The sequence below is a fragment of the Robiginitalea sp. genome, assembly GCF_982776155.1.
Genome location: NZ_CEXZKX010000003.1, coordinates 129,789 through 139,350, shown reverse-complemented (window position 1 = coordinate 139,350; position 9,562 = coordinate 129,789). Strand labels below are relative to the sequence as shown.

General features: G+C 56.2%; 9 protein-coding genes. 5 read left to right on the top strand and 4 right to left on the bottom strand.

The window, feature by feature from the left end; translation table 11 throughout:
• Positions 1–74: 74 nt before the first annotated feature.
• Positions 75–1,100 (bottom strand): PorP/SprF family type IX secretion system membrane protein, encoded by a 1,026-nt coding sequence (locus AC3DKS_RS06385; protein WP_012813619.1) that lies wholly within the window; start codon positions 1,098–1,100, stop codon positions 75–77.
• Between the two features lie 120 nt (positions 1,101–1,220).
• On the opposite strand from AC3DKS_RS06385, the gene AC3DKS_RS06380 reads away from it, so the two are divergent.
• From AC3DKS_RS06380 to AC3DKS_RS06360, 5 genes are all read left to right on the top strand, one after another.
• A complete protein-coding gene (locus AC3DKS_RS06380) occupies positions 1,221–2,123 on the top strand; it encodes a NifU family protein (RefSeq protein ID WP_012813620.1) in 903 nt (300 codons plus the stop codon).
• 66 nt (positions 2,124–2,189) lie between these two features.
• Positions 2,190–2,390: a dodecin family protein gene (locus tag AC3DKS_RS06375; RefSeq protein ID WP_012813621.1), complete on the top strand. Its 201-nt coding sequence runs from the start codon at positions 2,190–2,192 to the stop codon at positions 2,388–2,390.
• Between the two features lie 146 nt (positions 2,391–2,536).
• Positions 2,537–4,582 carry a thioredoxin domain-containing protein gene (locus AC3DKS_RS06370; protein WP_012813622.1) on the top strand — a complete coding sequence of 682 codons (2,046 nt, stop codon included), beginning with the start codon at positions 2,537–2,539 and terminating at the stop codon, positions 4,580–4,582.
• Between the two features lie 97 nt (positions 4,583–4,679).
• Positions 4,680–5,510, top strand: a complete 831-nt coding sequence (locus AC3DKS_RS06365) for a mechanosensitive ion channel family protein (RefSeq protein WP_012813623.1) — start codon at positions 4,680–4,682, stop codon at positions 5,508–5,510.
• Positions 5,511–5,583: 73 nt separating this feature from the next.
• A complete protein-coding gene (locus AC3DKS_RS06360; protein WP_012813624.1) occupies positions 5,584–6,291 on the top strand; it encodes a hypothetical protein in 708 nt (235 codons plus the stop codon).
• Here AC3DKS_RS06360 and tsaB read toward each other — a convergent pair.
• From tsaB to AC3DKS_RS06345, 3 genes are all read right to left on the bottom strand, one after another.
• The gene (gene tsaB / locus AC3DKS_RS06355) at positions 6,272–6,937 is read right to left on the bottom strand and encodes a tRNA (adenosine(37)-N6)-threonylcarbamoyltransferase complex dimerization subunit type 1 TsaB (protein ID WP_012813625.1); all 666 of its coding nucleotides are present in this window, start codon (positions 6,935–6,937) and stop codon (positions 6,272–6,274) included. The two genes, AC3DKS_RS06360 and tsaB, sit on opposite strands and share 20 nt — an antisense overlap.
• Positions 6,938–7,014: 77 nt before the next feature.
• Positions 7,015–8,400, bottom strand: coding sequence for a TolC family protein (locus AC3DKS_RS06350; RefSeq protein WP_012813626.1), 1,386 nt, complete (start codon positions 8,398–8,400; stop codon positions 7,015–7,017).
• An 18-nt stretch (positions 8,401–8,418) separates the two neighbouring features.
• On the bottom strand, positions 8,419–9,531 hold the full coding sequence (locus tag AC3DKS_RS06345; RefSeq protein WP_012813627.1) for an efflux RND transporter periplasmic adaptor subunit: 1,113 nt from the start codon (positions 9,529–9,531) through the stop codon (positions 8,419–8,421).
• Between the last annotated feature and the right edge of the window lie 31 nt (positions 9,532–9,562).

Sequence of the window (9,562 nt, the reverse complement as noted above, 5' to 3'; positions counted from 1 at the left end):
GACAGCTTGCGTTGCGGAACACCGGCCAGGGCCTTTACAGCCGGCCGCAATAGCATCCTTCCCGGGTTCCTGCCCTAATAATTCGCCGCCGGGCAATAGCAGTCAAAGCGGTCTTCGCGCTCCGGGCCGAAGTCGTAGCCGAGGGTGATCTGGTGGAAACCGCCGCTGTCCAGGCGGATATCGCCGGACTGGTAGGAGTAGTTATACGAAAACATGAAGCGGTTGACGTTTACCCCGATTATGGGCGTAAACAACTGCAACCGCTGTTCGCCGAACTGACCGTCCTGAACGTATTGGGCCCCGTCAAAGCTCCGGCGGTAGGAAAGACCGCCCCAGAGCGTGCCGAAGCCTACGTCCTTGTATGCCTTGGCATTGATGTCGATGGCCTTCTCGTTGGTAAATTCGGTGATCTGAAGCATCGTGGAAGGTTCGAACCGCCATTCTCCCCGTCCGAAAATGTAGCCGACGGAGAACAGGTAACGCCTCAGGTTATCGATTACCGGCACGTTGTCCGGGTCGGCCCGGCCAATGCGGTAGAGTTCCCGTTCCGTTTCGAGCAAATTCAGGATGGAAACGTGGGCGTAGAACTCCTGGTAGGAATAGGACATCCCGAGGTCCAGATTGAAATAGGTGGCGCTGATCTTGGAACCGGTTACCGCCGGGTCCGGTACTACGGACCGGAATTCGGTCTCGTCCAGGCTGCTTTGCAGGATGGTCGGACTGATGCCGAAAGACAGTTGGTTCAGGATACGGACATCGCCGCCAAAAGGCAGGTGGTGCGCATAGGTCAGCTTCAGCCCGGTTTGGGAGTGATACCCGTTGGCGTCGTTAAACAGGATGGCCCCCAGGCCGCTCCGGCTGTCCCGGATCCGATAGTGGGCATTGAGCGTTTGCATATTCGGCGCCTCGTCCACGCTGAACCACTGCTGCCTGGCGGTCAGGCGGATTTTACCCCCCTGGCCAATCCCCGCCATGGATGGGTGTACCAGGTAGTAGTTATCGGAGAGGTAATCAAAATACACCGGGATGCCTTCCTGGGCCGAGAGCGGGCTGGCCGCAGCAGCCAGGCAGGCGATTGTACATAGCAGGAGGTTTCTCATCAAATGGGACTGGGGCCGTGGTTTAAATGCCTTTAAATATACTGTATAACGGTATAAACCCCCTATTATTATGTAAGGGAGTCCGGCCGAAATACCGTAATTTTGCAGAAATTCAACACGATGGAAGAATATATCATCACCCTGAAGGAGACCAACAATCCGGCCATCCTCAAATTCGAGGCCAACCAGCCGCTGGTAACCAAGGGGAGCTATGAATACAAAAATATCGACGAGGCCAAGGATTCGCCCCTGGCCCAGCAATTGTTCTACCTGCCGTTTATCAAGACGGTCTATATCTCCGGGAATTTCGTCGCCATGGAGCGTTTTGACATCGTTACCTGGGACGATGTGAAGCAAGAGGTGGCCCAGCAACTCGTGGAGTACCTCAATGCGGGCGAACCCGTGGTTGACGAACCCGAACAGGCTGGAAGGGTGGCAGTAACCGTATATGCCGAAGTCACGCCCAACCCGGCAGTGATGAAGTACGTCGCCAACAAACAACTCGTCCCGGACGTATTTGAATTCAAGGATATCGACCAGGCGCGGCATTCCCCCCTGGCGCAAAAACTCTTCGGATTCCCGTTTGTCAAGGAGGTCTTCATGGACCACAACTATATCTCGGTAACCAAATACGAGGTGGCCGAATGGGAGGATGTCAGCATGGAGCTCCGGGAATTTATCCGGGAGTACCTGGCCGCCGGAGGAGAAGTCCTGGAACCTGGGGCAAGCGCTGAAAAATCGCAAATTGCCGGCGTGCCGGAAGGGAATTTGGAACAAATGGACCCGATATCCCAGGAAATTGCCGGCATCCTGGAGGAATACGTCAAGCCAGCCGTTGCCAGCGACGGGGGAAACATCGTTTTCCAGTCGTACGAGGCGGAAAGCAAAACGGTACACGTCATCCTGCAAGGGGCCTGCAGCGGCTGCCCGTCTTCGACCTTTACCCTGAAAAACGGCATACAGACCATGTTGCAGAACATGATGGGCGACCGGGTCAACGAAGTCGTTGCGATCAATGGTTAGGGCATTTGGGCTTTGTCAGTACGGCCATTAATTCGTACTTTAAGGGAGAACCTTAAATTGGAAATTATGGCAGTTTTAAAAGTTATAGAAGTATTGGCAAATTCCGACAAGAGCTGGGAAGACGCCGCCGAAAAAGCCCTGGCCCAGGCATCCAAATCCGTGGACCATATCCGCTCGATTTATATCAACGAGCAAAGTTGCACGGTGAAAGACGGCAAGATCGCCAGCTACCGGGTCAACACGAAAATTACCTTCGAGGTAAAGTAAAACACCGGATTCCCGGATAAAAAGGCGCCCCCGGACCCGGGGGCGCCTTTTTGGTTCCCGTCCCACCCCGGAACCCTAGGGGTCTGCGGAACCCCGGGAAAAACCCGGAAAACACGGAAGGCCCCCTGCAAATAAAAGTCCCAGCCATGGAAAAGACCCCAAACGACCTGATTCACGAAACGAGCCCGTACCTGCAGCAACACGCCTACAACCCGGTTCATTGGGTGCCGTGGACGGAAGCCAACCTCCAACGGGCGGCCGAGGAAAACAAACCGCTGCTGATCAGTATCGGCTACGCGGCCTGCCACTGGTGCCACGTTATGGAGCACGAGTGTTTCGAGGACCCCGAGGTGGCCGAGGTAATGAATACGCTCTTTATCCCGATCAAGGTAGACCGGGAAGAACGGCCCGACGTGGACCAGGTGTACATGGATGCCCTGCAACTGATGACCGGGTCGGGGGGCTGGCCGCTGAATGTGGCCGCCTTACCGGACGGGAAACCTTTCTGGGGCGCCACCTACCTCCCCAGGGACCGCTGGCTGCAGGCACTGGTTCAGCTGGGCCGGCTCTACCGGGAAGACCCCGACCGCATCAGGGAATACGCCGACGACCTCACCTCGGCCGTCGCCCGCATCAACCTGCCCGAATCCGACCCAAATGCCGCCCTGCCCGGACACGGGGAAATCTCCGGCTGGATCGACTCCATGAAGCCGCGGTTTGACGGGGAATACGGGGGGATGCAGGGCGCCCCGAAATTCATGATGCCCGCTGCCCTGAACCTGTTCCTGCACCAGGAATCCCTCCACCCGGACCCAACCCTGGAGATGCATGTCAACCAAACGCTGACTGCCATGGCCTTTGGCGGTCTTTTCGACCAGGTTGGCGGCGGGTTTTCCCGGTATTCCGTGGATGCCCGCTGGCACGTCCCGCATTTCGAAAAAATGGCCTACGACAATGCCCAGCTCCTGAGCCTCTACGCCCGCGCCTTTGCCCGTTACGGGGATCCGCTCTACCGGGAGGTCGTATCGCGGACCACGGAATTCCTCCTCCGTGACCTGGCGCATCCCGACGGCTGCTTCTATTCCTCCCTGGATGCAGACAGCAGGAACCGGGACGGCAACCTGGAAGAAGGCGCCTATTACACCTGGCGCGAACCGGAGCTCCGCGAGGCCCTGGGCGGGGACTATGAATTATTTGCCGCAGCCTACAGCATCGATACATTCGGTTATTGGGAAGATGGGAAATACGTCCTGATCCGACGGGAAGCAGACGCCGACCTGGCCGGCCGGCTCGGGCTTCCCGAACCGGAATTGCGGGAACGGCTGCAATCGTGCAGGGACCGGTTGTTGCGCCTTCGGGACAAACGGGATGCGCCCCGGCTGGACGACAAAGTCCTCACCTCCTGGAACGGTTTGTTGCTCTCCGGCCTGGCGGATGCCTGGCGGTATTGCGGCCTGGAAAAGGCCCGGGATGCGGCCGGCAAACTGGCCAATTACCTGGACGGGGAGGTAACCCGGAAGGACGGCAGCGTCCCCCACAGCACGAAGGGCGGATCCGGGGGCGGCCACGGGTTCCTGGAGGACTACGCCTGCCTGGCAGCCGGGTATATCTCCTGGGCTGAGGCCACAGGCGAAAACACCTGGATGGACCGGGCACGGAACCTGTGCACTTATGCCCTGCAATATTTTGGCCTGCCCGGGGAACCCCTGTTGTACTTTAATTCCTCTTTGGATCCGGCCCTTATTCGGCGCAGCCTGGAAACGGCAGATAATGTCATCCCGGCATCGAACTCCATTATGGCGAAAAACCTGTTTGTCCTGGGATCCTATTTCGGGGATGCCCAATGGATCACCCGGTCGCGGGAAATGCTTACCGCCATGGTCCCTTCTATAGGCAAATACCCCGGACAGTACACCAACTGGATGCAATTGGCCCTGTGGATGTCCGTCCCGTTTTACGAAGTGGCCGTGTGCGGGCCCGATGCCATGGAGCAGTCGGCCACCCTGCGCAGAAACTACCTGCCTCAATGCCTGTTGGCCCTCTCCGGGGAAGCTTCCGACCTGCCGCTGTTCCGGGGCCGCTTCAACCCGCCGAAAACCCGGATCTTTATTTGCCGGGAAGGCAGCTGCAAGCAACCGCTGGAAGACAGCGGAAAGGCCCTGGAACTACTCCGCACTTACGCGTCCGATTAACAGAAATTTAAGGCTTTAAAGTTGCCTGAAGCCTTCAAATTCCGTACTATTCCCCGGAAAAATCAGATCGTTTACCAACATCAACTTTTATCAAAATATGGAACAATTCGGAGATTATCAGGAACACATCGAACAGGGAGTCGAATGGTTCTGGAATTTCTTGCCCAGCCTGGTAACGGCCATCCTTACGCTGGTCGTCGGGTTATGGGTTATCAGCTTTATCAATAAAATCGTCCGTCGCTTTTTTGATAAAAAGGACTACGACGAGGCCCTGGAGTCCTTCCTGCAGAGCTTTATCAAAATCGCCCTGAAGCTGTTGCTCTTTGTGCTGGTCATCACCCAGCTCGGGGTGAAGTCGTCTTCGCTGGTAGCCATTGTGGGTGCGGCCGGACTGGCCATTGGCCTGGCCCTGCAGGGGTCCCTGTCGAATTTTGCCGGGGGCGTTTTGATCCTGCTGTTTAAACCGTTCCGGGTGGGGGACTGGATTTCCGCCCAGGGGTTGGACGGCACCGTTAAGGAGATCAATATTTTCACTACCAAGCTGAATACCTTCGGCAACCAACTGGCCATTATCCCCAACGGGAAGCTCTCCAACGACAACATCGTCAATTACAGTGCTGAGGATACGCGCAGGGATAAAATTACCGTGGGCATCGGATACGGCTCCAACATCAAACAGGCCAAAGACCTGTTGCTGGAAATTTGCGGGGAAGACGAACGGATCCTCAAGGACCCCGAGCCGCAGGTTTTCGTCGGGGAACTCGCCGACAGCTCCGTAAACCTCAGCCTGCGATTCTGGGCGAAAAACGAAGACTTCTGGGCAGCGCATTTCCACGTGATGGAAACGCTCAAACTCCGGTTCGACGAGGCCGGTATCGAGATCCCGTTCCCGCAACGGGATATCCATATGATATCCGAGGGCGAATAAGGCGGACAGCAGGCGGCCCGGACTTGCATAAGTCGCTATTTTTTAGTACTTTGTATAGTTAAAGAAGCATACTATGAAAACGATTATAACAACAGCTGCCTGCCTGCTGACACTGATGGCCACGGCCCAGTTCAACGGCAACAAACTCACCCAGTACCACGGCCAGTTCGAGGTGGTCCTTTACGATTTCCCTCCGAACGGTTCCCAGTTCCTGGATGAGATTTACAAAAAAGGGACCATCACCATTGAGAACCCGGACAATACGCTGAAAGAGGAGCGTTTGATGCGCTTCAATGCGTTTACGGGCCAAATGGTGTATCTGGGGCAGAACGGGGAGGAACAAAGCCTGCTTAAGCGGGAAAACATCACCGTGGAACTCGACGGGCTCACCTTTGAGGTCCACCCATACCGGGAAGGGGGAGATATCGACCGGGGGTATTTCATCCCGATGAATCCCGGGCAACAAGTGGTCCTCTACCGGCGTCCTATCAAGCATTACCGGAAGCCGGAAGTTGCCGAACACGGTTACGAGGATACCCGGATGCCTGCCTATTTCGATGCCTCGGAATATTTTATACGGGCGGGCGATGCGCCCATGGAGCCGGTTTCCCTGCGTAAAAACAGCCTGCTGGCCGCCCTGGGTGACCACAAGGACAAACTCAGGGATTTTGTCTCGGAAAACAACCTGAACGTTCGTAAACCCGAAGATGCCCTGCACCTGGTTGTCTACTACAACACGCTGCTTGCGTCTTCTCCGGAATCTACTTTCGCGTCGCGATAAAGTCTTTCAGGTAATAGGGTTCAAAATAGGCCAGGTCCTCGAAAGATCCGGCCTCAAAGGCTGCGTATGCCATGGGCCCCATAAACCGGGCCGAAGGCTGTATCTCCGGCTGGAACCGAAAAACCGGGTCCGAAAGTAGCTCCCGGGCTTTTTCCGCCCCGCTGCCCACAAGGGTCAGGGGTCCCTGGTCTTTATAAGCTGCAAAGGAATCGGGTGTGAGGATTTCCGCCTCGGTTTCCCGGACATATTCCAGTTCAGTATTCAGGACGGCTGAATAGACCTCCATCCTGCGGGCATCCAGCATTGGGATGCTCAACCCCTCTTTAATCCCCGCTGCAGCTGCCAGGACCTTCAGGGTGGGCAGCGCGATGAGCGGGACCTCCAAAGAAAAACACAATCCCTTGGCCGAGGCGACCCCGATACGGAGGCCCGTATACGACCCGGGGCCCTTGCTTACCGCAATGGCATCGAGTGCATCGGCCCCAACCCCGGCCTCGGACAACACCTCCTGTATAAATACATGCAACAATTCCCCGTGGGAATATCCCGGGCTGGGATCTTCCCGCAGAGCGCGGAGTTGCGACCCTTCATACAGGGCCACGGAGCAATTTGTGGAAGCGGTCTCGAGGTTCAGTATCCAGGCCATAGGTTGCAAAGATAGGGCCCCGGCTTTCATTTCGAAAACCGGGGCCCTTCTTTTGTCTCCTAGTAAACCGGGTGGGTTTAATCCAGTGTGATCGGCAGCCCGAAATAGAATTCCAGGACCTTGAGCCGGAAGATATAGTTGTATTTGTTCTGGATCACCGAAGCCTGTGCATCGTCTACCCGGGCCTGGGCCTGCCCGTAGTCAAAGGCATTCATCAACCCCACCTCATAGCGCTCCCGGGCGTATTCCAGGGCGAGTTGGCGGGCTTCCAGGGTTTTTTGGGCAGCCTCGTAGGCTTTGGCAAAACTCTGCACGTCGAGGTAAGCGGTATTGATGTCGTTCTCCAGGGCGAGTTTGTCCTGCTCCAATTGGAGTTCGGCCCGCATCACGTCGATCTTGGCGCGCTTCACGTTGTTCCGGGTACTCCACCCGTTAAAGATGGGTACATCCAGCCGGGCCCCGTAGGAAATCCCATCCAGGATCCATAGCTGGTCGATGAAAGTCGGTGAGAAAAAGGACCCCGGGTTGGCCGGATCCGGTAAGGTGGTATTGCTGGAATACCGGGTATTGTAGTTAAAGAAAGCATTGAGGGAAGGCAAATATGCCCCCCGTGCAATCTTCAGGTCCTGTTCGGCCAATTCCACGTTGGACCGCGAAAAGGCGATGTCGTTCCGGAAAGTCAGCGCCTTGTCAAAAATCACCTTGGGCGAATTGCCCAGGATCTCGGACGGGGGCACCTCGAATTCCTGGTCCGCAATGTCGAAATTTTCGTAATCCGTGATCTGCAGAAGCTGGGCCAGCACGATGCGGGAAAGAAGCACATTGTTCTCCGCATTGACGATCTGCTGTTCCAGGTTGGCGGCCGTTGCCTGGATCTCCAGCAGGTCGCCCCGCGGGAGAACCCCGGCATCTACCTGCTCGCGGATCCGGTTCAGGTCCTGCTCCGTCACGGCATATTGCGCCTGGAAGGCCTTGAGGGATTCCTTGTTGGAGAGCACGTTCAGGTAGGCGTTGGCTACGTTCAGGCGGATGTCGTCCACCAGGTCCTGTAACTGGTACTGGCTGGCAAGGGCATTCATTTTTGCCCGTTGCAACTGGTTGATATTCCTGAGCCCGTCAAAAAGCGTCATGCTCGCAGTGAGGTTGGCACTCGCAGTGGTGATCCCCGCAGTGGTAGGGGCGTTGGTAGACGGATCGATCGTAAAACCTACGTTCCGGCCCACCTGGGTCTGCGCGTTCACAGCAGGGAGCAGGTTCCCGATTGCGTCCGATTTATCGAGCATCGTCCGCTCAAAAGCCAGTTGGAACTGCTGGACGTCCAGGTTGTTTTCGACGGCATAGGTAACGCACTCCTCGAGCGTCCATTCCCGTTTCTGCGCCTGGATTACCCCCGCCGAAAAGGCAAACAGCACAAAGAGTACCCGCAGGACGCGTGAAGGTCTTATTGATTTAAAGGTGTTCATTTTTTGAATTTTGATGAATTAGCTCTCGTCGGAACTCATGGGCTCCGTCTTGTTCCAGATTTTTATTTCGTCTTCCTCGGTAACCCCGGAAAGCACTTCCACGAATATCCCGTCGGAAATACCCGTTTCAATGTCCCGGCGCTCGTACTCGTTCTCGCCGGTTTTGACTTCCACGTAGGGTTTCTCCGTTTCGTTGTCGAATTGCAGCCAGGCTTCCTTAACGGCCAGGACGCTGTCCTTCTGGGAGAGAACCAGGGAGGCGTTGGCGCTATAGCCCGCACGGATAAAGTGGGCGGAATCCAGGGAGACACTCCCCTCGATGCGGAACTGAACGGCTCCTTCCTCCTCCACCCCTTTGGGGGCAATAAATTGCAGGTCGGCTTCGAATTCCTGGTCCTGGATGGCCCCGAGGGTAATCTTCAGGGGCATCCCGATCTCCAGTTTACCGACCTCCGCTTCGTCTACCTGTCCTTCAAAAATCATCTGGCCCAGATCTGCAATCGTGGCGATGGTGGTACCGTCGTTGAAGTTGTTGGACTGGATTACCTGGTCGCCCTCTTCAACGGGGATTTCCAAAATGGTCCCGGTTACCGTGGCGCGGATATTTGTGTTGGCGCTGGAAGAGCCCCCGGCCGAACCGCGGCGGATGATCTGGTAGTCTGCCCGGGCGTTTTCGACTTCCTGCTTGGCCTGTTCGTAGGTAGTCTGGATGTCGTTGAACTGCTGGTTGGAAATAACCCCCCGGTCAAACAGCGTTTTGTTCCGGTTGTACTCTATTTCAGCGTTCCCCAGGGCGATCTCGGCATTGCGAACCCGGCCCTGGGCCTGGTTGAGCGACTGCTCGTTGGGCACCACCTTGATCACCGCAATCAGGTCGCCGGCATTTACTTTGGCGCCTTCTTCGAGGTAGATCTTGTCGATAATCCCGGAAATCTGCGGTTTGATGTCCACTTCTTCCTTCGGGATCACCTTGCCGGTAGCCACCACCCGGTTCACGATGGTCTGCTTGCTGGGCTTCTCAGTTTCGTACAACTCTGCCGGCTTGCTGTTGGTCTTCAGCACCCTGGCTATGGCGTAGAATGCGCCCAGTGCGACAACGACTAAGAGTCCGTATTTAACGTATTTATTCATGGTTGATATAATTAATTAGCTATCTGTTCGT

Excerpts from the sequence above, each read along its gene's own strand:
- AC3DKS_RS06385 (WP_012813619.1), bottom strand. The coding sequence starts at position 1,100 with ATGAGAAACCTCCTGCTATGTACAATCGCCTGCCTGGCTGCTGCGGCC.
- AC3DKS_RS06380 (WP_012813620.1), top strand. The coding sequence starts at position 1,221 with ATGGAAGAATATATCATCACCCTGAAGGAGACCAACAATCCGGCCATC.
- AC3DKS_RS06375 (WP_012813621.1), top strand. The coding sequence starts at position 2,190 with ATGGCAGTTTTAAAAGTTATAGAAGTATTGGCAAATTCCGACAAGAGC.
- AC3DKS_RS06350 (WP_012813626.1), bottom strand. The coding sequence starts at position 8,400 with ATGAACACCTTTAAATCAATAAGACCTTCACGCGTCCTGCGGGTACTC.
- AC3DKS_RS06365 (WP_012813623.1), top strand. The coding sequence starts at position 4,680 with ATGGAACAATTCGGAGATTATCAGGAACACATCGAACAGGGAGTCGAA.
- tsaB (WP_012813625.1), bottom strand. The coding sequence starts at position 6,937 with ATGGCCTGGATACTGAACCTCGAGACCGCTTCCACAAATTGCTCCGTG.
- AC3DKS_RS06360 (WP_012813624.1), top strand. The coding sequence starts at position 5,584 with ATGAAAACGATTATAACAACAGCTGCCTGCCTGCTGACACTGATGGCC.
- AC3DKS_RS06370 (WP_012813622.1), top strand. The coding sequence starts at position 2,537 with ATGGAAAAGACCCCAAACGACCTGATTCACGAAACGAGCCCGTACCTG.
- AC3DKS_RS06345 (WP_012813627.1), bottom strand. The coding sequence starts at position 9,531 with ATGAATAAATACGTTAAATACGGACTCTTAGTCGTTGTCGCACTGGGC.